General features: G+C 46.7%; 23 protein-coding genes. 14 read left to right on the top strand and 9 right to left on the bottom strand.

Annotated features, from left to right (window positions below):
* The first annotated feature begins 155 nt into the window (after positions 1-155).
* The 12 genes from ACEW9J_RS12090 (at position 156) to ACEW9J_RS12035 (ending at position 10383) form a co-directional block, all read left to right on the top strand.
* On the top strand, positions 156-1283 hold the full coding sequence (locus ACEW9J_RS12090; RefSeq protein ID WP_373545371.1) for a WD40 repeat domain-containing protein: 1128 nt from the start codon (positions 156-158) through the stop codon (positions 1281-1283).
* Positions 1284-1342: 59 nt separating this feature from the next.
* Positions 1343-2164, top strand: coding sequence for an endonuclease VIII (gene nei / locus ACEW9J_RS12085; RefSeq protein ID WP_373545370.1), 822 nt, complete (start codon positions 1343-1345; stop codon positions 2162-2164).
* A gap of 129 nt (positions 2165-2293) precedes the next feature.
* Complete coding sequence (locus ACEW9J_RS12080; protein WP_373545369.1) at positions 2294-2527, top strand: addiction module protein; 234 nt, start codon at positions 2294-2296, stop codon at positions 2525-2527.
* Positions 2524-2808: a type II toxin-antitoxin system RelE/ParE family toxin gene (locus ACEW9J_RS12075; protein ID WP_373545368.1), complete on the top strand. Its 285-nt coding sequence runs from the start codon at positions 2524-2526 to the stop codon at positions 2806-2808. The genes ACEW9J_RS12080 and ACEW9J_RS12075 overlap by 4 nt, the downstream gene beginning before the upstream one ends.
* A gap of 160 nt (positions 2809-2968) precedes the next feature.
* A complete protein-coding gene (rpsL, locus tag ACEW9J_RS12070; RefSeq protein WP_015161335.1) occupies positions 2969-3349 on the top strand; it encodes a 30S ribosomal protein S12 in 381 nt (126 codons plus the stop codon).
* 387 nt (positions 3350-3736) lie between these two features.
* Positions 3737-4207 (top strand): 30S ribosomal protein S7, encoded by a 471-nt coding sequence (rpsG, locus tag ACEW9J_RS12065; protein WP_295620855.1) that lies wholly within the window; start codon positions 3737-3739, stop codon positions 4205-4207.
* Between the two features lie 126 nt (positions 4208-4333).
* Positions 4334-6412 carry an elongation factor G gene (fusA, locus tag ACEW9J_RS12060; protein ID WP_373545367.1) on the top strand — a complete coding sequence of 693 codons (2079 nt, stop codon included), beginning with the start codon at positions 4334-4336 and terminating at the stop codon, positions 6410-6412.
* A 135-nt stretch (positions 6413-6547) separates the two neighbouring features.
* Entirely contained in the window at positions 6548-7777 is a 1230-nt protein-coding gene (tuf, locus tag ACEW9J_RS12055; protein ID WP_373545366.1) for an elongation factor Tu, read from the top strand.
* A gap of 105 nt (positions 7778-7882) precedes the next feature.
* Positions 7883-8200, top strand: coding sequence for a 30S ribosomal protein S10 (rpsJ, locus tag ACEW9J_RS12050; RefSeq protein ID WP_373545365.1), 318 nt, complete (start codon positions 7883-7885; stop codon positions 8198-8200).
* Between the two features lie 101 nt (positions 8201-8301).
* Positions 8302-8871: a Uma2 family endonuclease gene (locus ACEW9J_RS12045; RefSeq protein ID WP_373545364.1), complete on the top strand. Its 570-nt coding sequence runs from the start codon at positions 8302-8304 to the stop codon at positions 8869-8871.
* Between the two features lie 165 nt (positions 8872-9036).
* On the top strand, positions 9037-9678 hold the full coding sequence (locus tag ACEW9J_RS12040; protein WP_373545363.1) for an LON peptidase substrate-binding domain-containing protein: 642 nt from the start codon (positions 9037-9039) through the stop codon (positions 9676-9678).
* Positions 9679-9774: 96 nt separating this feature from the next.
* Positions 9775-10383 carry a Uma2 family endonuclease gene (locus ACEW9J_RS12035; protein ID WP_373545362.1) on the top strand — a complete coding sequence of 203 codons (609 nt, stop codon included), beginning with the start codon at positions 9775-9777 and terminating at the stop codon, positions 10381-10383.
* A gap of 167 nt (positions 10384-10550) precedes the next feature.
* Here ACEW9J_RS12035 and ACEW9J_RS12030 read toward each other — a convergent pair whose 3' ends face one another.
* Positions 10551-11750: an NAD(P)/FAD-dependent oxidoreductase gene (locus ACEW9J_RS12030; protein WP_373545361.1), complete on the bottom strand. Its 1200-nt coding sequence runs from the start codon at positions 11748-11750 to the stop codon at positions 10551-10553.
* A 268-nt stretch (positions 11751-12018) separates the two neighbouring features.
* On the opposite strand from ACEW9J_RS12030, the gene ACEW9J_RS12025 reads away from it, so the two are divergent.
* Together ACEW9J_RS12025 and ACEW9J_RS12020 are read left to right on the top strand one after the other, a co-directional pair.
* The gene (locus ACEW9J_RS12025; protein WP_373545360.1) at positions 12019-13449 is read left to right on the top strand and encodes a phosphoglucomutase/phosphomannomutase family protein; all 1431 of its coding nucleotides are present in this window, start codon (positions 12019-12021) and stop codon (positions 13447-13449) included.
* A gap of 62 nt (positions 13450-13511) precedes the next feature.
* Entirely contained in the window at positions 13512-13934 is a 423-nt protein-coding gene (locus tag ACEW9J_RS12020; protein ID WP_373545359.1) for a hypothetical protein, read from the top strand.
* 36 nt (positions 13935-13970) lie between these two features.
* Here ACEW9J_RS12020 and ACEW9J_RS12015 read toward each other — a convergent pair whose 3' ends face one another.
* From ACEW9J_RS12015 to ACEW9J_RS11980, 8 genes are all read right to left on the bottom strand, one after another.
* On the bottom strand, positions 13971-14606 hold the full coding sequence (locus tag ACEW9J_RS12015; protein WP_373545358.1) for a glutathione binding-like protein: 636 nt from the start codon (positions 14604-14606) through the stop codon (positions 13971-13973).
* 178 nt (positions 14607-14784) lie between these two features.
* Positions 14785-15072 (bottom strand): MSMEG_0570 family nitrogen starvation response protein, encoded by a 288-nt coding sequence (locus ACEW9J_RS12010; protein ID WP_373545357.1) that lies wholly within the window; start codon positions 15070-15072, stop codon positions 14785-14787.
* A gap of 46 nt (positions 15073-15118) precedes the next feature.
* Positions 15119-16081, bottom strand: coding sequence for a sll0787 family AIR synthase-like protein (locus tag ACEW9J_RS12005; RefSeq protein ID WP_373545356.1), 963 nt, complete (start codon positions 16079-16081; stop codon positions 15119-15121).
* Positions 16081-16587 carry an MSMEG_0567/Sll0786 family nitrogen starvation N-acetyltransferase gene (locus tag ACEW9J_RS12000; protein WP_373545355.1) on the bottom strand — a complete coding sequence of 169 codons (507 nt, stop codon included), beginning with the start codon at positions 16585-16587 and terminating at the stop codon, positions 16081-16083. The genes ACEW9J_RS12005 and ACEW9J_RS12000 overlap by 1 nt, the downstream gene beginning before the upstream one ends.
* 94 nt (positions 16588-16681) lie before the next feature.
* The gene (locus tag ACEW9J_RS11995; RefSeq protein WP_373545354.1) at positions 16682-17770 is read right to left on the bottom strand and encodes an MSMEG_0568 family radical SAM protein; all 1089 of its coding nucleotides are present in this window, start codon (positions 17768-17770) and stop codon (positions 16682-16684) included.
* Positions 17771-17904: 134 nt separating this feature from the next.
* Positions 17905-18933 (bottom strand): Nit6803 family nitrilase, encoded by a 1029-nt coding sequence (locus tag ACEW9J_RS11990; RefSeq protein ID WP_373545353.1) that lies wholly within the window; start codon positions 18931-18933, stop codon positions 17905-17907.
* A gap of 252 nt (positions 18934-19185) precedes the next feature.
* Positions 19186-19668: an MSMEG_0572/Sll0783 family nitrogen starvation response protein gene (locus ACEW9J_RS11985; RefSeq protein ID WP_373541571.1), complete on the bottom strand. Its 483-nt coding sequence runs from the start codon at positions 19666-19668 to the stop codon at positions 19186-19188.
* A 195-nt stretch (positions 19669-19863) separates the two neighbouring features.
* A partial coding sequence (locus ACEW9J_RS11980; RefSeq protein WP_373545352.1) for an MSMEG_0569 family flavin-dependent oxidoreductase occupies positions 19864-21013 on the bottom strand: 1150 nt, incomplete at its 5' end.

Raw genomic sequence — 21013 nt, 5'->3', positions numbered from 1 at the left:
GAAGGCTCCGCCAACGCATTAGCTCAATCAAGTCACTGGTTTCACATCATCAGTGGTCACAAGGGTTCCTAGTATAATTTAGATATATGTCTCTCGTGCTACTTTATTTGTATGGACTACCAACACATCATCACAGATGAAGTCTCAAATTAGGTGTGGCTAACAACATAAATCAAAAAGTTAATGCTCTTTTAGATGCCTTGAACTCTGATGAAGGCATCAGTTTAATAATCCAGGCTTTAGGCGATCCAGTACGAGAAGTTAGAGATACTGCTTACTGGTTATTGACAGAGACTAAAAATGAAGTGGCTAAACAAGCATTGAGGCGTTATCCCTATGCACAAATGCAGCTTCTACACATCATTAAAGGATACAGTCCACGGGAAACAGGCTATTTTGCCATTAGCACAGATAAAAAAGTGTTGCTGACTAACTGCCATAGCGAAATGACTATGGGTTATGCACTCGCAACCATCAATATGTGGAATCTGCAAACAGGTGAATTAATAGATACCCAGTATGTGACACATGAATATATGGGTACCGGACAAGATGGGCGGATTAGCGTTTCAAGCTTCCAGCACATCGTCACAGTCATCGAAAACTGGGATAGAAAATCTCCGCTGCGGGATAGTACATTACGTGGCTCGATCGAGCAAGCTATTGATATTTCTTCGCTTGTTGTTAGTGATGATGGCTCAATCGTTGCTGGAGGAGGATATCAATATGGTCTGGGACGAATTGCAATATTTGATTTACGCTCAGGTAGATTAATTCACCTGCTTGAATGGAAACCGACTCGATACACATCCTTTCCCTTACCTATGATGATTAGCCCAGATGCATCGTTACTTCTCAGTCAAGATAACGATCGTCGAGATCATCATCGATTATGGAACTTAAAAACCGGAGAGTTGATTCGTGTATTTGAAACATCCCCCTCTTGGCTTGCTGATTCGATAGCAAATACATCGAATGGAGACTGTATTGTTAGCGGGATTCGAGACAATTCAGTAAAGGTTTGGGATATCAACACAGATCGGGTCATTTACTCGTTTCCAGGTCTTTCTCCCACAGCGATGACTCCTGATGGCAAAGTGATTGCTTATTCCAATGACGCGAATGAGGTTTGTCTCTGGGATCTAGAGGTTAATCAGAAGATTTGTAGTTTTCCAGGAAACATTTCACCAGTTCGATCGATTTGTCTCAGTTCCGATCGGGAGTGGGTCGTGAGTTATGATGCAGATCGAACAATCAGAATTTATGGGTTACTTGATGAATAATTTAGAAATCATAGCGTTATGATTCATTGATAAATCTTTGCCAACCATACAAAAACCCCATGCCTGAAGGCCCAGAAATTAAGTTAGCCTCTGATAAGATCGCTAAAGATATTGTCGATCGATCCCTCACAGAAGTCTCCTTTGCCTTTGACCATCTCAAGTCCTTTGAAGCCGAACTCACCGCCGCCCGAATTGTCTCTGTTACCCCCAAGGGCAAAGCCCTACTAACCCGCTTCAGCAACCAACTCAGTATTTACAGTCACAATCAGCTCTACGGCGTTTGGTACAGTCGGCGCGCCTACGATTATCCAGCCACCAATCGACAGCTTCGGTTGGCCATTCATACCGAAAAGCGATCGGCACTCCTCTATAGTGCCTCAGATATTGACGTATTAGACGACGACCAGATCGCCGCCCATCCATTTTTGCAAAAACTCGGCCCCGATGTTTTAGAAGCTACCACAACAGTTGAAATGGTGCTAGATCGGCTCCAAAGCAAAACCTTTCATCGCAAAGGATTTCCCGCGCTGCTGCTAAATCAGCATTTCTTGGGCGGTCTGGGTAACTATTTACGCAGCGAAGTTTTATTTGTAGCGGGGATTCATCCTACTTTAAGACCAGTGGATTGTTCGATCGACAGGCTTCAGAAACTAGCCGCCGCCCTCCTCGAACTCCCGCGCCAATCCTACGCCACCAAGGGGATTACAAATAGCTTGGCGATCGTCAAACAACTCAAACAAAGCGGTCAAACCCGCCGTCAATACCGCCACTGGGTCTTTGGTCGCCAAGATTGCCTCTGTCACCTCTGCCACACCGAAATTCTCAAACATACCCTCGGCGGGCGACGGGTTTATTTCTGCCCTAGCTGTCAAGCTAAATAGTAAATTATGGCGAACATCTACATAAGCACAATAGAAGAAAGTGAGTTGCTAGACAACAAGCTTGTTGAATTCAACACCAAGATAGCGGAATGCTAAAATCAGAATATTCCCTTGGAGCAAAACGATCCAATGCTAACCCTAGACCAACTCATTTCCGAAGCAACTGCATTACCAGATGCAGCTAAAGCTCTCCTCATAGACAAAATCGTGGAAAGTATGACCACCAGCCAAATGGATCGAGATATTTTGGTTGAAGCAGTGCAGAAAGCTCAAGAACGCATTGCCGAAATCGATAGTGGTGCAGTCCAAACAATTCCTGGAGATGTTGCCTTGGCGCAAATACGGCAACTCTCACAGAAATGAAATATGAATTTCACCCAGCAGCCCTGCAAGAATATGCCGAGGCTGTGCAATTCTTTGCCCAGTATGACAAACAACAGGATTTCATCGACACTATCGAAAACGCTATATTTCGAGTTATTAGCGCACCAGAACGCTGGCCGATCGTTGAAGGTCAGATTCGTCGTTGTTTGACTCTCAAGTTTTCCTATGCCATTTTATACCGAGTCTATCCAGATGGAATAGTAATTGCGGCGATCGCAAGCTGTCGTCGAGATCCAAACTACTGGCAAGAACGCCTATGATGTGGTTTTGAATGGGGAGTATGAAATTTAGCAACGTCGATAAGTGCAGTAAAAGGATCGATTCTCCACTTTTTTGATTGACACATGCGAACAAATAGTCATAGAATGGTAATTTGTCAACAGTTGGAACCGCTAGGTGACTGTCAAAATTTTCTAAACCATGCCAACCATCCAACAGCTCATTCGCAAAGCCCGCGAAGACTACAAAGTCAAAACCAAGTCACCCGCGCTCAAGGAATGCCCTCAGCGTCGCGGTGTTTGTACTCGCGTTTATACGACTACACCAAAGAAACCTAACTCGGCTCTACGCAAAGTAGCGCGGGTACGGTTAACTTCTGGATTTGAAGTCACTGCCTACATTCCTGGGATCGGTCACAACCTCCAGGAACACTCAGTTGTGATGATTCGTGGCGGTCGGGTCAAAGATTTACCTGGAGTCCGGTATCACATCATTCGCGGTACATTAGATACCGCTGGGGTGAAGGATCGCAAGCAAGGTCGTTCCAAATATGGAACCAAGCGGCCTAAAGCTGCTAAGTAAGTTTCATAACTTAAATTGCTATCGCTCGATATTTCACGAGTGCGTTATTTATATTTATAGAAGCTCTATCAGACCGATCGCATCCAGCTAAACTGCAAACATCCCCACGCTGAGGGTAGTGTTTTGCCTGTACTTGCGTTGAGTGCCAGAGATGGACACGAGATCGCCAACTATAGATAATTGCTGAAGTAGAGATAAATTGGTAGTTTCCGGTTTCGTTGCAAATGGCGAACAGATCGTCGTTAGATGCTCTCAAACCATCACTGAAGATTCCTAGATTAATCCTCAATGCAAATTAAGTAAGTGACCGAAGGCGAGCTACCGATGCTCCGATCCAGAGGTTGTAACAACGTCAGTACCTAAACCAATCACCAATTCAATCGCTCTATGTCCCGTAGAACCAAAGTAGTCAAACGCCCAGTGCCACCAGATGCGGTTTATAATAGCCGTCTGGTGAATATGATGGTGCGCCGCATTATGTACAGCGGTAAAAAATCAGTCGCTTATCGGATCATCTACGAAGCGATGAAAACGATCGAAGAGCGTACTGGTAACGATCCGCTCGAAACCTTTGAAAAAGCAGTTAAAAATGCTACTCCCCTCGTGGAAGTTAAAGGTAGAAGAGTTGGTGGTGCTACATATCAAGTACCGATGGAAGTCAAAGCCGAACGCGGTACAGCACTAGCGATGCGCTGGTTGATCAACTACTCTCGCTCTCGTGCGGGTAAATCAATGGCAGGCAAATTGGCTAACGAGCTAATGGATGCAGCTAATGAGACTGGTAGTGCAATTCGCAAACGCGAGGAAACTCACCGGATGGCAGAAGCCAATAAAGCTTTCGCTCACTACCGTTACTAGATTTTTTAGTACGGTTTTCACGCAATCTGGGGATCTTGTCGTCAACCGACTGTCCCCAAAAAAGTCTACAATCTTAATAAAGATTAACCAGTTTTATATTCGGCCCGACCACTAAAGGAGGTTATTGTGCCACGTACCGTCCCGTTTGAGAAAGTACGCAACATCGGGATTGCAGCCCACATTGATGCGGGTAAGACAACCACGACCGAGAGAATTTTATATTATTCTGGGGTTGTCCACAAAATTGGCGAAGTTCACGAAGGAACTGCCACTACCGACTGGATGGTGCAAGAGCAAGAGCGTGGAATCACCATCACCGCAGCCGCGATCAGCACGACTTGGAAGGATCACAAGATCAATATTATCGATACTCCCGGACACGTAGACTTCACGATCGAAGTCGAACGTTCGATGCGGGTACTCGATGGTGTAATTGCTGTATTTTGCTCCGTTGGCGGTGTTCAGCCTCAATCGGAGACGGTATGGCGACAAGCCGATCGCTATAAAGTACCACGGATCGTCTTTGTGAATAAGATGGATCGGACTGGTGCGAATTTCTTCAAGGTATACGAGCAAATTCTCGATCGGATGCGCGTCAATGCGGTCCCGATCCAGATTCCGATCGGTGCTGAAGGTGAGTTTGCTGGAACGATCGACCTCGTAACCATGCGTGCATTTTACGCGCTTGATGATATGGGTAAGGATGTCGAAGAACGCGACATTCCCGCAGATCTCCAAGCTAAAGCCGACGAATTTCGCTTGAAATTATTGGAATCTGTTGCCGATACCTCAGATGAGTTGACCGAGAAATACCTCGAAGGTCAAGAAATATCACAAGCTGAGATCAAAGCCGCAATCCGCAAAGGCACGATCGATGGATCGATCGTCCCAATGTTCTGTGGCTCTGCCTTTAAAAATAAAGGGGTACAGTCACTCCTAGATGCCGTCATCGACTATCTCCCTTGTCCGACAGAAGTACCTGCGATCAAAGGTAAATCAGTCGATGATGAGACGGTAGAAGTAGAGCGTCACGCTGATGACACTGAACCGTTCTCAGCATTGGCATTCAAGATTATGGCGGACAAGTATGGTCGATTGACCTTCATCCGCGTGTACTCTGGAGTAGTCAAAACTGGAACCTACGTCTTGAACCCAACCAAGGGTAAACGCGAACGGATCTCCCGCTTGATTATCCTCAAAGCAGACGATCGTCAAGAAGTAGACGAACTGCGTGCGGGTGACTTGGGTGCGGTACTCGGACTCAAAGACACCTTCACAGGTGACACCTTGTGTGATGAAGAAAACCCAGTAATTCTGGAGTCACTATTCATCCCCGAACCAGTGATTTCACTGGCGGTGGAACCAAAGACCAAACAGGACATGGAGAAGCTCTCCAAGGCTCTGATCTCCCTGTCTCAGGAAGATCCGACCTTCCGCGTCCACACCGATCCTGAAACCAACCAAACTGTAATCGCGGGGATGGGAGAACTTCACCTAGAAATTCTAGTCGATCGGATGTTACGTGAGTTTGGCGTAGAAGCAAATATCGGTGCGCCACAAGTGGCTTATCGCGAAACCATTCGCAAGAGTGTCAAGCAAGAAGGTAAGTACATCAAACAAAGTGGTGGTAACGGTAACTACGGGCACGTCGTAATTGAGGTGACACCAACCGAACCTGGAACAGGTTTGGAGTTTGTCTCGAAAATCGTCGGCGGTTCGGTACCAAAACAGTACATCAACCCGATCGAACAAGGCATCAAAGAAACTTGTGAGTCTGGGATTTTGGCTGGGTATCCAGTGATCGACCTCAAAGTCACCCTGATTGATGGTTCTTACCATGAAGTTGACTCCAATGAAATGGCTTTCAAGATTGCGGCTTCGATCGCAATTAAAGAAGCCGTCATGAAAGCTCAAGCGATATTGCTAGAACCAGTCATGAAAGTTGAAGTTGAAGTTCCTGACAACTTCCTCGGTAACGTCATCGGCGATCTCAACTCCCGCCGAGGTCAGATCGAAGGTCAAGAAGCGGCACCAAATCTATCGAAAGTTGCAGCCAAAGTTCCTTTAGGGGAAATGTTTGGTTATGCAACCACGATCCGCTCCAACACCCAAGGTCGTGGGATCTTCTCAATGGAATTTAGCCATTATGAAGAAGTCCCCCGCAACGTCGCAGAAGCGATCGTTACCAAGAATAAAGGAAAGTAATCGATCGGTCGAGCAGAGATTGCCTTAATCTGGTAAGAGTGTAATTAACAGTCATCGATTAATCGATCGATGACTGTTAACCCTTGAAAAGTGGTAATCTAGTTAAAATTTAAAGAGGAATTAAGGAAATTATCCATGGCACGCGCTAAGTTTGAAAGAAATAAGCCCCACGTAAACATCGGTACTGTCGGTCACGTTGACCACGGTAAAACTACCTTGACCGCAGCAATCACCATGTCGCTAGCCGCGATTGGTGCTGCTAAAGCTCGGAAGTATGACGAGATCGATGCTGCTCCTGAAGAAAAAGCGCGTGGGATCACTATCAATACCGCTCACGTAGAGTACGAAACAGTAACTCGTCACTACGCACACGTAGACTGTCCCGGACACGCTGACTATGTGAAAAACATGATCACTGGTGCGGCACAAATGGACGGTGGTATCCTGGTCGTCTCCGCAGCCGATGGCCCCATGCCTCAGACTCGCGAGCACATCCTCTTGGCGAAACAAGTTGGTGTGCCTCGTCTAGTTGTGTTCATGAACAAAACCGACTTGGTCGATGACGATGAGCTACTAGAACTCGTCGAAATGGAAATTCGCGAACTGCTGTCTTTCTATGACTTCGATGGCGATAATATCCCTGTAGTTTCTGGTTCCGCAGTCAAAGCCGTTGAGCAAATGATTGCCAACCCCAAAACTGTCCAAGGTGAGAACGAATGGGTAGACAAAATCTACGACCTGATGGCAGCAGTAGATGACTATATCCCTACTCCAGAACGGGAAGTTGACAAACCATTCCTAATGGCAGTTGAGGACGTATTCTCCATCACTGGTCGGGGTACAGTAGCAACTGGTCGGATCGAACGCGGAAAAGTCAAAGTTGGCGAAAACGTCGAAATCATCGGTATTCGCGACACACGTAGCACCACCATCACTGGTGTAGAAATGTTCCAGAAATCCCTCGACGAAGGTTTTGCTGGTGACAACGTAGGCGTACTGATGCGCGGTATCCAAAAAGCAGACATCGAGCGTGGTATGGTAATTGCCAAACCTGGTAGTGTGAAACCTCATACCGAATTTGAAGGTGAAGTATATGTCCTGACCGACAAAGAAGGCGGTCGGAAGACTCCATTCTTCCCTGGCTACCGTCCTCAGTTTTACGTCCGTACCACCGACGTAACCGGAAACATCAAAGCCTTTACTGCTGATGACGGTAGTGCTGCTGAGATGGTGATGCCTGGAGATCGGATCAAAATGATTGTTGAACTGATCAACCCAGTAGCCATCGAACAAGGAATGCGTTTTGCAATCCGTGAAGGCGGTCGGACAATCGGAGCTGGTGTTGTAGCCAAAATCATCAAATAGGTTAATTACCTAAATCAAAGATAGAGATATACCTCGTGTGTATCTCTATCTTTGTGTCTGATGAATTATTAATTTCTGTACCTTGAAAACCCAAACCTAAAAATTATGGCAACTGTAACTCAGCAAAAAATTCGCATCCGGCTCAAAGCATTCGATCGTCGTCTCCTCGACACCTCTTGCGATAAAATTGTCGAAACTGCCAATCGGACTGGAGCAATCGCGATCGGCCCAATCCCCCTCCCTACACGCCGCCGGATCTATTGCGTCTTGCGATCGCCTCACGTTGACAAAGACTCCCGCGAACACTTTGAAACCCGCACCCACCGACGCATTATTGACATCAAAGATCCTTCAGCAAAAACGATCGATGCGCTAATGAAACTAGATCTACCCGCAGGTGTAGATATCGAAGTGAAACTCTAGATATTGAGTTACTAATTTAGTTTCCAAAAGTCCTCATTTGAGGGCTTTTTTGTAGATGTTGTTATGATGAGAACTAAGTTGCGTTGCTAGAGGTCGATCGCATGGTTAATACTCAAATCCGTCAGCTCACTAGTACTGAATATTACGGCATGATGGAAAGTGGCATCATCAGGGAAGGAGAACGAGTAGAATTAATCTCAGGACAAATTTTTACTATGGCTGCAAAGGGCACTCGACATACGCTTTCTACCCGTAAACTATTCAAACAGCTTTTAGCCTTGATTGGCGATCGAGCCGATGTTCAGAGCCAAGATCCGATTACCTTGCCCAATAATAGCGAACCTGAACCCGATCTTGTCATCGCAAGATTGCGATCGGATAATTATGTTAATAGTCATCCATCACCCGCAGATATTATCTTAGTCATTGAAGTTGCCGATTCGAGCATTAAGTTCGATCGAGAGATAAAAGCACCGCTTTATGCAGCAGCCGGAATTGGTGAATATTGGATTGTCAATCTAATTGATAACTATCTAGAAATATATCGCCAACCTGAAGGCTCGCTCTACACCAGTATTCAGATTATTACGCCGCCTCGCTCGGTTAGCCTGCCTCAATATACAGATATTATGCTCGATATAAATGATTTTTTTCCAGCCTCAAAAACTTAAAATTCTGTTTGGATACCGTTGCTTTTGATATTGAAGCGTTACCAAATCAGGTAATAATTCTCAAGTACAGCTAGGATCGCAATTAGGCGTGAATGACCTAGCACTAATGAGACGAGATCCGTTAACCTATTAGTGTAGATCGTACGCTTTTCCCAAACTCAGCAAATGGCACCATCTTCTTCAATCGCCGTGAGAGAACTTCCCCTATTTCCGCTTCCCGAACTGGTGCTATTTCCGGGTCGTCCCTTACCGTTACATATTTTTGAATTTCGCTACCGGATCATGATGAATACGATCATGAGTAGCGACAGGCGTTTTGGTGTACTGATGTGGGATCCCGTCAGAGGACAACCATCAGACATCGGTTGTTGTGCGGAGATCGTCCATTTTCAGCAATTGCCAGACGATCGGATGAAAGTTTTGACGATGGGACAGCAACGGTTCAGAGTGCTCGAATACGTGCGCGAGAAGCCCTACCGAGTCGGGTTAGTCGAGTGGATCGAAGATCGTCCCACCGAGGAGGATTTACGCCCCTTAGCGACCGATGTCGAGCGGTTGTTGCGAGATGTGGTGCACCTATCGGGAAAACTGACCGAACAACCAGTCGAGCTACCAGAGAATTTACCAGACTTACCGATCGAACTCTCCTATTGGGTGGCTAGTCATCTCTATGGTGTAGCCGCAGAGCAACAAGCCCTACTCGAAATGCAAGATACTACCACTCGGCTCGATCGAGAAGTGGAGATCCTAACATCTACTCGCAATCATCTCGCCGCGAGAACGGCACTTAAAGACGCTCTGCCATAAATCTAATGCGATCTTACTTCGTGGGTGAAGATCTGAGAAGGGGAATCGGCCGATCGATACATAAACTGATTTGAATGCAAATTTGGAGGTTTCTTGATGGTTGCTATTACTTCCACCGTCGCTGTTGAAACTCAACCATTGCTGCTAGATGTCAGTAATACAACTCTGAGAGTTACCCCAGAGCAATTCGATCGCTTGTGTATCGATAATCCCGATTTACGCTTAGAATTAACTCCGAATCGAGAATTGATTGTGATGCCTCCAGCGTTTTTCATCAGTGGTGAGCGCAATGGAGACTTGACTTTTCAAGTTAATGCCTGGAATCGACAAACTGAGCTAGGGCGGGTAGGTGATTCTTCAACTGGTTATGATTTCACAGCAATTGGTGGTGGAAAACCTTCACCTGATGTCTCTTGGATTGAAAAATCTCGACTAGAGGGAGTTTCATTAGAACAGTTTTGTCCCGTAGTGCCCGATTTTGTTATAGAATTGCGCTCTACCACAGACGGCTTGAAACCTCTACAAGACAAGATGAGAGAATATCAACGGCTCGGAGTGCGGCTAGGCTTGCTCATCGATCCAAAGCACAAGCGGGTGGAAATCTATCGATCGGGACAAGAACCAGAGATAATAGAATCGCCCACTGAGATCGACTGTGGTGAAATCATGCCAAGTTTTGTATTGAGCATGAGCAGAATTTTTTAAATTACAAAAACACCACCAAATCTTGTAGTAACTGCCTTTTGTGAATCAAAAAGGGATCGATCGGCCAAATAACCAAAATAAACTCACAACTAAAAGCTCGACAAGAATCTACTATTTTTTGGGATTTCGAGCGATAGAGCGAGTAACAGGAGTACATAACACAACGGTTATGGGAAATGCAGATGACCTTTCACTTGATAACGGTCGAAAAGATCCGAAACACTCTCATCTAACCCCAGCTTCATCAGATTTCCCCGCAACCCAATTTCAACTGGGAGGAGTGAATGACCTTCGGCAAGTGCTTGCAAATTATGGGCGATCGCGGCTCCTTGCTGATATGCTACTTGAGCGGTAGCTGGCTGCTGCTCCATGACAGTGCAATCTCCACCTCCAAACACTTCGGGAAAATCAAGCAGTTGTAGAGCGTTCGTCAGCTTGAGTCGTCCCTGTTTATCGCGATGTGCTTCAGGAATTGATAGTGTAGAAACGAGTGGATCGATCGCGCTTCCCGTCGCCCAAACAATCGTCGCGGCTGAGAGCTGCTCGATTTGGTTGTTTCGCTTCATGACAACCGTGTTTCGACGCACCGCGATCGCCTCAGTTTCTAGCAACACCTCAACGGATACCTTCCGCTCGTGCAATGCAGTTTGAGCAGCTTGTTGGAGGCTGTCGCTATCACCTTTGAGAATTTCTTTTTCTCGTTGAATTACGACTACTCGAATATCTGCCACATTACTGCCGAGAGCGGCGTACCAGTCTGGTAATAAATCCGCCAGAGTTGCGGCTAGCTCGATGCCAGTACAACCAGCACCCACAATTGCCACGGTTAATAATGCCTGTTGTTGCGGTTTCGGGGTTTGGGTAGCTCGTTGCAAACAATTTCGGAGCTGTTTAGCTAAAGCGACCGCATCTTCATTGGTACGAAATGGTAAGGTGTATTCTTCTGCTCCTTCCACATCGAAATAAGCTGCTACGCTACCAAGAGATAACACTAAATTACCATAGTTGTAATACAGTCCAGACGCTAATTGAACCTGTCGCTGTTGTAAGTCGATGGATTGAATCGTATCCTGAATAAATTCAATGCCACTTTTATGTAAAAGAGTATCATAGCGGGGGCAGATATATTTAGTGTTCATCTCACCGCTGAGAAACTGATAGAGTAGCGGTTTGAAGATAAATCTTGAACTTCGATCGATCAAAATCGTGGGTGTTTTATAATGCTGATGGCTGAGATGTAATGCTGTGAATAATCCGGTGAAGCCACCGCCTAAAATTAGAGTGGGGAGCTGCTGGGCTTCGATTGAGAGAACGGAAGTTGTTGCTGTTTCTACTAATGTTTCTGGATTAGTAATAGCATTTATCATATTGATTTTTCCATTTAACCCACTTATTAAAGCAGGTAAACTTGAGGAAATTGTGAGTTCCAAAATTTTAATTATGGCAACCGCCAGGGCGGCTAGGACACTACATTTAGAACACTTTCGATAGGTTATGGCTTTTATGCTTAAAATTCATCATCATGCTCAAATCTCGATCGCGAGTAGCAGTGCAGATCGTAAATTCAGTGCTGATTCGACTATGAGAAGATCCGCCTCATCTGTAGAATAGGGAAGTTGCTACATATTGGAACTGATGAGTGTGGATGCGATTAAATTTGGGACAGATGGCTGGCGGGGCGTAATTGGGGCGGAGTTTACATTCGATCGATTGTTGATGGTTGCGCCAATTGCGGCGGCGGTACTTGCAGATACTTATGCAGCCAAGACGGGTAATCGCAAGATTATCGTGGGATTCGATCGCAGGTTTATGGCAGAAACTTTTGCCAAACGGATGGCTGAAGCTGTTCGACTGGCAGGATTCGATGTCATTCTCAGCGATACTTACGCGCCGACTCCTGCATTTAGTTGGGCTGCACACAGTCAAAATGCCCTCGGTGCGCTGGTAATTACTGCCAGTCACAATCCTGGCGACTATTTGGGCTTGAAGGTGAAGGGAAATTTTGGGGGTTCGGTACCGCCAGAGATGACGACTCAGATCGAGGCTAGGTTGGGCGAAACTTTACCCCCTAGTCATCCAGGAACTCTGACTACTTTCGATCCGTGGGCGAGTTATTGTCAGGAGTTGCGCGGTAAAGTCGATTTGGCTAGTATTCAACAATCGATCGCATCGGGTAAACTCAGCGTATTTGCTGATGTGATGAATGGTGCGGCGAGTACTGGATTGGGTAGATTATTAGGGTTGCCGATTACCGAACTCAATAGCAAAACCGATCCCTTATTTGGTGGTGGTGCGCCAGAACCTTTGCCTAAATATCTATCCCAATTGATGCGGGTAATTCGCAGCCATCAGCATGAGCCTGGAATTCGGGTGGGTTTGGTATTTGATGGGGATTGCGATCGGATTGCGGCTGTAGATGGCTCTGGTGAGTTTCTCAGCTCTCAGATTTTGATTCCGATTCTGATCGAGCATTTAGTCAAACAGCGGGGCTTTACAGGCGAAATTATCAAGACGGTAAGCACGTCCAATCTCGTTCCGAAAATCGCCAAACTTTATAATTTGCCAATTTATGAGACACCGATCGGGTATAAGTACATCGCCGATCGGATGTTGACTACTCCAGTCTTAATTGGTGGTGAGGAATCGGGAGGCATTGGCTATGGCAATCACATCCCCGAACGCGACGCGCTGCTCTCAGCATTATATCTACTTGAAGCGATCGCCAAGTCACAACAAGATTTAGGGGATTTGTACCGCCAACTGGAAAGCCAAACTAACTACAATTTCAAATACGATCGCGTCGATTTACATTTGGCAAATATGGAGATCCGATCGCGCTTAATGGCGCAATTAGAGCACAAATCATTTGACAAAATTGCTAAAATAGAAGTACGCGATCGCAATCTAACGGACGGGTACAAATTTAATTTAGTCGATGATAGTTGGCTATTAATTCGGTTTAGTGGAACAGAGCCAGTGCTCAGACTCTATTGCGAAGCAGCAACGATCGAGCAAGTGCAACAAACCTTAGCCTGGGCAAAGGATTGGGCAAAGTCGGTTTCATAAGTCGGCGATCGTTGCCTTTATCAAAAATTTAGCTAGCGGGCGAATTCCGCTGATGGTTAGTCATGAAAGCTTTGATTTTTTTAGCAACGATCGTCACGACGGTTATTACTTCACTCACACCAAGCTCGGTGCGAGCGCAAGGTGTTTTTGTCCAACCTTTTCCTTCGAGTGGTTATTCTTCAACTACAATTTATGTCCCATCGGTTGAGCCGATAATAACTAGCCCAACCGTTGGCGGAGGATCTACAATTATTTACCCCACTTACAACTACAATTACCTACCAAATTCACCAAATAATTATTACAATGGCGGTTATCCGACCTACCGCGATCGGCTGTATCGCCAACAACCTCCCATCATCATCCAACAGCCAAATGGTTATTTTCCCCGCAGCGTACAGCAAACTTGTACCACGTCCGTAATTGGTAGCCCAATTCCCAGCCCGATTGCACTCGATCGTTATACTGGTTTGCCTTGTAACTAGATCGCTCCTTTAGCAGTTGATGAGTTAATGTGCGAATTAATTGCTAGTAACATTGGCTCGATCGTATGCTCGGATGACGGCGGGGCGACTCTGCATTCGATCGAACCAACTGTGCAGATTTGGGAAATCGGCGAGGTTCTGCTGCTGTTTTTCGTGGGGGACAATCCACGGATAACAAGCCATATCCGCGATTGAATAATCACCTGAAATGTAATCTTTATTTGCTAATTGACGATCGAGAACGCCATACAAACGCGCGGTTTCCTTGACATAGCGATCGATCGCGTAGGGGATTTTTTCGGGCGCATATTGGACAAAGTGGTGGTTTTGTCCAGCCATCGGCCCCAAACCGCCGATCTGCCAGAATAACCATTCCATGACAGTGTAGCGATCTCGCAAACTTGTCGGCAGAAACTGGCCCGTTTTCTCGGCTAAATAGTGGAGAATTGCGCCCGATTCAAATACCGAGATCGCTGCACCGCCATCAGTTGGAGCGCGATCTACGATTGCTGGCATTCGGTTGTTGGGGGCGATCTTGAGAAATTCGGGTTGGAATTGGTCGCCCTTGCTAATGTCGATCGGCAGGATTTGATATTCTAACTCGGCTTCTTCCAAGAAAATCGTAATTTTATGTCCGTTTGGTGTCGGCCAGTAGTAGAGTTCGATCGTCATTTAGTACCTCAAAGCGATTGGGTGAGATTTTAGCGGGAGTAACCCAAGTTGTTGCCGATTAAAATGCCGCCAATTAAAATCGGGGCTAACGTTACAAAGTCCGCCTGCGCGGACTGATTAACTAGTCCGCGCAGGCGGACTTTGCACTCCGAGCAGCGGTTTCTAACCGCTGGGTTATTTATTCAATAAATTCAATTACACGCACAAGCGATTGTGAATGCGAGTAAAATTGTGCTGCGGTAGCTTCGATCTCGGCTAATTGTCCGAGTGCCAGACCGCAAGCCCTGCCGTATTTAGCGCGAACTCGATCGCTAGCAATATTCAGTGCAGTCTGCGATCGAGCGACAAAATCTGCTAGTTGATAATCTCGTTCTAGAACGAAATACGATCTGACAATTGAGGACGGGGAATAGCAGATGGCTTCAGAACCATCCGGCCACCGAATTTTAAAGCGAGTTTCAGGCATGTCTATTAATAGTGTAGATAAATAAATAGCGGGAATCGGTAACAGATTAAACCCGATCTCCAAATCCAGTCAGATGTTCTCGATCGAAATCCCAAAAAATAGTAGATTCTTGTCGATCTTTGAGCATGAGTTGAGGAGTAGAGATGACTTCCCCGATGTCTGTACAGGTGATTTGGCGATCGCGAAATACTTGCTCAACTGCTGAGACTCGATCGGGACGGACACTGAGCAAAAAACCGTAGCTAGGAAAACTCACCAACCAACGATCGAAAGGTATTTCTACTGGTCTAGGAATAGCATCGAGATCTAGTACAGCACCACAGTTAGAGGTTTCTAACAGCATCAAAGTGGTACCGATGATGCCGCCCATACTAATGTCTTTTCCGGCATCACACAGCCCATTTTCAGCCAATTTGGGTAACAATTCTAGGTCGGCACGCAGCCGAGCGGGATCTGTTTCCGTAGCAGCATTCCAAAAGGGATATTTGGGGTGAAGTTTGCCACGCAGATCGATCGCCATGAGTAATCGATCGCCAGGTTGCGCTTGGAAGCTAGAAATCAACTGCTGGGCGCGTCCTAAAATCGCCACAGAGAGGGCATTATATTCACTCCGAGCATTGGTATGTCCGCCGACGATCGGTACTTGATAAGCCCGTGCAGCGGCACTCATTCCGGCGAGTAGTGGCTGACTAATTGCGGCATCCTGACTCCAGATCGTATCCACAACCGCGATCGGTCTGCCACCCATTGCATAAATATCGCTAACATTGACCATCACAGCACTCCAACCCGCAAACCACGGATCGGAAGCGACAAAATCGGGCATCATCCCTTCGGTAGCTAGGAGTAGATAACCATCACCATCAGGAATTGCCGCACAATCATCACCCAGAAGGATGTCAGTAAGAGCATTTGCTGTAGTCAGAAACCGCGCTACGTTTTGGATATCTTGTTTATGAACGATCCCTAGAGATTGTTTGAGCGTTTGAGCTAGATAATCTAGATCCATTAGGATGCTTGGCTGTATTGCAATACTCGACGGATCTCGTTATTGGCGGGATAGTAGTCTAAATTTGCCTGCATTAGGTGGTGGGTGATGCCGCGAATTTCGATCTCTTCGAGCGAATGCCAGTGTAAGCGTTGGAAAAAGCGGACGTTTTGGATTTGGACGGTAGCGAGAAAGCGATCGCAGCCCCAAGCATTGGCAGTGGTGACGGCTTTATTAATCAATCCTTTGCCAATATGCCACCCTCGGCGATAGTCTGGATGTGTACCCAATCTACCGCCGTACCAGAGGCGGGGTTCGGGTTCATAGATCCGCACGATGCCGAGGACTTCTAATGATGGGGCGTCGGGTGCGACGGCGATGATGGGATGTGCGATCGCATCGAGGGCATCAATGTCATCATGCTGGAATAGGGCTTGCTCTTCGACGAAGATTTTGCGTCGGAGATCGTAGTATGCGGCGATTTCTGGTTGGATGTGTGCGAGTTTGAAGAGGTAGGTGGGGGGCATATTAAAGATCTTAGTGATTAGTCGGAGATTTTGCCCTCATCCCCTAACCCCTTCTCCCAATTTTGGGAGAGGGGCTGGGGGTGAGGGTGACAGGCTAAACTTCAAAACTAGACAGAGCCGAACATGCACCGCATTTACCGCAACCAGCCTTTATATCCTTCGCCGACATACCCGATCGATTTAGCATCTCGCCTACCTGCTGATAGAGCGCAAACATCATCTCACTACTCGGTGCAGGGTGGTGTTCTAGCGGGGTACCTGTAATCGGGACAAAGGGGACGAGGAAGGGATAAACGCCGAGCTGGATCAGTCGATCGCAACCTGCAACCAGAGCCGCTACGGTATCGCCCAATCCTGCTAATAAATAGGTGCTTACCTGTCCTTTCCCAAACACTGCTACGGCTGATTCAAATGCTTTGAAGTAATACTCAACCGGGACATCAGCTTTTCCAGGCATGATTTTGGCGCGTACTTCTGGGGTAATCGCTTCAAGGTGCATCCCCAGACTATCTATCCCCGCATTCTTGAGTCTCTGAAACCACCTAAAATCATCAGGCGGTTCGCATTGAGCCTGAATCGGGAGATCGACACGCTGTTTGATGGCTTGGGCGCATTCAGCAAGATAAGCGGCACCGCGATCGCTTGTATTGGGGGTACCGCTGGTCATGACCATGTGTTTGACACCATCGAGACGGACTGCGGCGGCAGCGACTTCGGCGAGTTGAGCGGGGGTTTTGCGGGCGATCGTGCGATCGGCTGTGAGGGATTGCTCGATCGCGCAAAACTGGCAGACAGTATCGCTATTTCGGTAGCGCATACAGGTTTGCAAGACGGTTGTAGCTAGGACATCATGGCTGTGGAGGAGGGCAATTTTCCAGTAGGGGATGCCTTCGGCGGTGGTGAGGCTGTAGAATTCGGGCGTTTTGGGAAATTCGATCGGGGCAATTTCTCGTCCCTCTAGGCGAATGCTTGCTTGTTTGGATGTGGGATCGAGAGTGGCGGTATAAGGAGATTGAGCGGCAGTTTCAGTGTAGATCGGCACCATAATTGTCGTACCATCGATCGTCACCGCTTTGTGGTCGGATGGCCCCGCACCGCCTTTTCGACCAGATACTCCCGCTCCGACCTCAACTATTTGCAATCCTTGAGATTGCAGTTCGGTCATTAATTTTTGCTTATTCATTCTTGCCTCCTCTGAGGGGTTGGGAGTGTTCTGGAAGGGCACTAATTAATATAAAAGTGCTTAGTCATCAACCGCCCTCAAATGAATTTGGGGCTAATAGCAAAAGTTCACTCAAGTGAACTAAGCATCAGGAATTAATCCACCTTGCCTTTCTCAAAGAGGCTAGGGGTGGGTCGATAAATCCCCTCCTCAGAGGGGTGCCCGAAGGGTGGGGTGGGTAGATCTCCGCCGTCACCTCCATTCAAAACCGCCCATTGACTCGAATTCAATTGCAATTGCAACAAATCGGGACGAGCATAATGTCCGACGCTATCCATCATCCGCTTGCGTTTGGTAATCAGGGCGAAATCCAGATCCGCGATTGCAATGCCCTCGCCTGTGGTAATTGGGGGACAAAGAATATTCCCTTCAGGACTGATAATCGTGGTGAAACAACCCCCGCTTAGTGCTTTTTGGAGCTTGTCATCAGCGGTAATTTGACTCACCTGTTCGGGGGAAAGCCAGCCTGTAGAATTGACCACAAAGCAACCTGCTTCAAGCGCATGATGGCGAATTGTGACCTCCATTTGATCGGCAAAAATCTGACCCACCATCGAACCAGGAAATTGAGCGCAATGAATCTGTTCGTGCTGTGCTATTAGTGCAAACCGCGCCAGTGGATTGTAATGCTCCCAACAGGCTAATGCCCCAAGTTTCCCCACCCCAGTATCCACTACCTTCAATCCCGCTCCATCACCTTGCCCCCACACCATTCGCTCGTGATATGTGGGTGTGATTTTGCGCCGCTTCAGCACTAGAGTTCCATCGGCATCAAAAATCAGTTGAGTATTATAGAGCGAACCGCCATCGCGTTCGTTAATCCCCAGTACCACAACGATCTGATGCGATCGAGCTGCCTGACTGACCGCCTCTGTGACGAGGCTAGGCACTTCGACGGCTTCTTCGTACAGTCGGAGATGTTCTTTACCCATCAATACAGGTGGTTGAACGAATGAAAAGTAAGGATAGTAGGGAATGAATGTTTCAGGAAAAACCACAAGTTCTGCGCCCATTTGGGCAGCTTTGTCGATCGCTTCTAATACTTTTTCAGTTGTCCCTTCGCGACTAAATAACACCGGACTAATTTGTACGGCGGCGGCTCGAACTTTGCGCGTAAAATCCACAAATCTTTCCTCTCGATCTTCTTAAATTACTACGTAGATCTTTACCCCTCCCAACCTCCCCTTGTAAAGGCAGGGCTGATCCATCCACCAGATAAAAACCGATCTAACCCTTTTCTGTCGTTAAGTCTCGATCGAATGTAGATGGAAGTTAAACGAAACAATTGGGTTTTAGCATTATTCTTTTTCCAATAGATCAGCCCTGCTTTCCAAGGGGAGGGCTGGGGTGGGGTAAAGATCTTCACACCAACTCAACTACAACGTCCAGGTATCGAGAATAAACGCCCCTTCCTTCCGGTGCATCAACACAATATCCAATACATCCAACGGATTGATCGGGATAATCCCCGGAATCAAAGATGCCTCACCATGTCCATACAGAGCCTGCAATGCAAACCGACAACAATAAACCTTGCCCCCATCGCTGATAAATTTAGCAATCCGTACCGTGAAGTTTTGATGTCCTGGAAATGCCTCATCGCCCAACTTAGGAAAACCGCGTTGTAAACCTAGTGTGACACCAGGGCCATACAGTAAAATCGAAGTCTCAAAGCCCTTCTTTTTCAAGCGGGTAGCTTGTAATAAGTTCACTAAACCGATCGATCCTTCAAATGCCACCGTGTGAAATGTAACCAAGGCTTTCTCACCAGGTTCTGCTTGGACATCGGGAAAGACTTTTTCTTCATAATCAACAAGAAAATCACCAGTCTTGTGAGCGGGTATAGTAACTTCTGGCATGACGATCTGCTCCGTTCTGGTTGTCAAGATTGATACCAGATTAACGTTCGATCGAGTGCTAATTTTGTATCTAAAAATACGAAATCTCGATGTCTAGCGGTATAGCTAGTTATTAATTTGCCCATCGCAAAATATCTGCAAACTCTATTTTCACCTATCTGAATCGCTAGATTTTGAAAAAGATTGTAGCCTAGACTACGAACCTAATAAAAATTCATCAACAACACTCCAAGGGCTACTGCTAGTAGATACCTTTGCTCGGAGGGTAATATATTCGGCAATATAGCTAGCATCACGAGCGACACCAGAAAATCGCGCTGAACCCCAAGTATGCAGCCAAGGTAAGCCGATGAAATAACAGCCAGGTATACTGGTGATACCGCGATCGTGGCTGGGATAGCCATTACCATTAAAGACGGGAATATCGATCCAGCTAAAATCCGTCTGAAAGCCTGTAGACCATATTACCGTCTGAATATTAGCCGCTGTTAGATCCAAACTGAGTTCTGAATTTTCCGGTTGCCAAACTGGGATATATGATGGTTCGATGGGAGCATCAATCTGTTGTTTTTCAATATACCTGTCGATATTTTGTTTGATATTTGCGGCAACTGCATCCGCGCGATCGAGATTGTGTCGTAAGTCGTCCTGAAACTCTAGTTTACCATCGCGAATCGATCGCAATCGTCCATGTAATTTCATTCCTGAAAGCACAAATTTCCGTAAGTCAATTTCGCGTCCGCCATCGCGTCCAGTGAGATAATGATTGGTATTACTACGAGCCGTTTCTTTCTTCGGATGTTCGTCGATCGAGAGGTCGTAATAACCCATTTTATCGAGCCACTCTACCGCATCTTTGCCCCGATATAGTCTGGGAGCGCGAGGCGCACCCCCCACACACAAATGCACTTGTGTCCCCGCCAGATGTAAATCTTCAGCAATCTGACAGCCGGATTGTCCCGTACCCACCACCAACACACTACCTGCGGGTAGAGATTCGGGATTTTTGTAGGTAGAAGAGTGAATTTGATGGATAGAATCGGGCAAACGTTCCGCCAGACGGGGGATTTTGGGCGTATGGTAGCCACTAACGGCAATGATGACTCGATCGCCAGTGTATTCACCGATCGAGGTACTGACGGCAAATACCCCCGTTGCCATCTGACTAACTTTATTTACCGTCACCCCTTCTTTAATCAGTGGATTGAAGCTAGCGGCGTAGCCTTGGAGATATTTGACAATCTCATCTTTAGGCATAAATCCATAGGGATCGTTACCAGGATAGGGATAGCCAGGAAGTTGACATTGCCAATTGGGAGTTACCAGACAAAATGTATCCCAACGT

The sequence above is a fragment of the Chamaesiphon sp. genome, from assembly GCF_041737865.1.
Taxonomy (GTDB): domain Bacteria; phylum Cyanobacteriota; class Cyanobacteriia; order Cyanobacteriales; family Chamaesiphonaceae; genus Chamaesiphon.
This window is presented reverse-complemented; position numbering and strand designations above follow the sequence as displayed.

What these genes read in the sequence shown, in the direction of transcription:
- ACEW9J_RS12040 (WP_373545363.1), top strand. Translation starts at nt 9,037, where the DNA reads ATGGCACCATCTTCTTCAATCGCCGTGAGAGAACTTCCCCTATTTCCG.
- ACEW9J_RS11995 (WP_373545354.1), bottom strand. Translation starts at nt 17,770, where the DNA reads ATGAATAAGCAAAAATTAATGACCGAACTGCAATCTCAAGGATTGCAA.
- nei (WP_373545370.1), top strand. Translation starts at nt 1,343, where the DNA reads ATGCCTGAAGGCCCAGAAATTAAGTTAGCCTCTGATAAGATCGCTAAA.
- ACEW9J_RS12035 (WP_373545362.1), top strand. Translation starts at nt 9,775, where the DNA reads ATGGTTGCTATTACTTCCACCGTCGCTGTTGAAACTCAACCATTGCTG.
- ACEW9J_RS12005 (WP_373545356.1), bottom strand. Translation starts at nt 16,081, where the DNA reads ATGGATCTAGATTATCTAGCTCAAACGCTCAAACAATCTCTAGGGATC.
- ACEW9J_RS12045 (WP_373545364.1), top strand. Translation starts at nt 8,302, where the DNA reads ATGGTTAATACTCAAATCCGTCAGCTCACTAGTACTGAATATTACGGC.
- ACEW9J_RS12075 (WP_373545368.1), top strand. Translation starts at nt 2,524, where the DNA reads ATGAAATATGAATTTCACCCAGCAGCCCTGCAAGAATATGCCGAGGCT.
- rpsL (WP_015161335.1), top strand. Translation starts at nt 2,969, where the DNA reads ATGCCAACCATCCAACAGCTCATTCGCAAAGCCCGCGAAGACTACAAA.
- ACEW9J_RS12030 (WP_373545361.1), bottom strand. Translation starts at nt 11,750, where the DNA reads ATGATAAATGCTATTACTAATCCAGAAACATTAGTAGAAACAGCAACA.
- ACEW9J_RS12080 (WP_373545369.1), top strand. Translation starts at nt 2,294, where the DNA reads ATGCTAACCCTAGACCAACTCATTTCCGAAGCAACTGCATTACCAGAT.
- ACEW9J_RS12010 (WP_373545357.1), bottom strand. Translation starts at nt 15,072, where the DNA reads ATGCCTGAAACTCGCTTTAAAATTCGGTGGCCGGATGGTTCTGAAGCC.
- ACEW9J_RS12000 (WP_373545355.1), bottom strand. Translation starts at nt 16,587, where the DNA reads ATGCCCCCCACCTACCTCTTCAAACTCGCACACATCCAACCAGAAATC.
- ACEW9J_RS11985 (WP_373541571.1), bottom strand. Translation starts at nt 19,668, where the DNA reads ATGCCAGAAGTTACTATACCCGCTCACAAGACTGGTGATTTTCTTGTT.
- ACEW9J_RS12015 (WP_373545358.1), bottom strand. Translation starts at nt 14,606, where the DNA reads ATGACGATCGAACTCTACTACTGGCCGACACCAAACGGACATAAAATT.
- tuf (WP_373545366.1), top strand. Translation starts at nt 6,548, where the DNA reads ATGGCACGCGCTAAGTTTGAAAGAAATAAGCCCCACGTAAACATCGGT.
- ACEW9J_RS12020 (WP_373545359.1), top strand. Translation starts at nt 13,512, where the DNA reads ATGAAAGCTTTGATTTTTTTAGCAACGATCGTCACGACGGTTATTACT.
- rpsG (WP_295620855.1), top strand. Translation starts at nt 3,737, where the DNA reads ATGTCCCGTAGAACCAAAGTAGTCAAACGCCCAGTGCCACCAGATGCG.
- rpsJ (WP_373545365.1), top strand. Translation starts at nt 7,883, where the DNA reads ATGGCAACTGTAACTCAGCAAAAAATTCGCATCCGGCTCAAAGCATTC.
- ACEW9J_RS12025 (WP_373545360.1), top strand. Translation starts at nt 12,019, where the DNA reads ATGAGTGTGGATGCGATTAAATTTGGGACAGATGGCTGGCGGGGCGTA.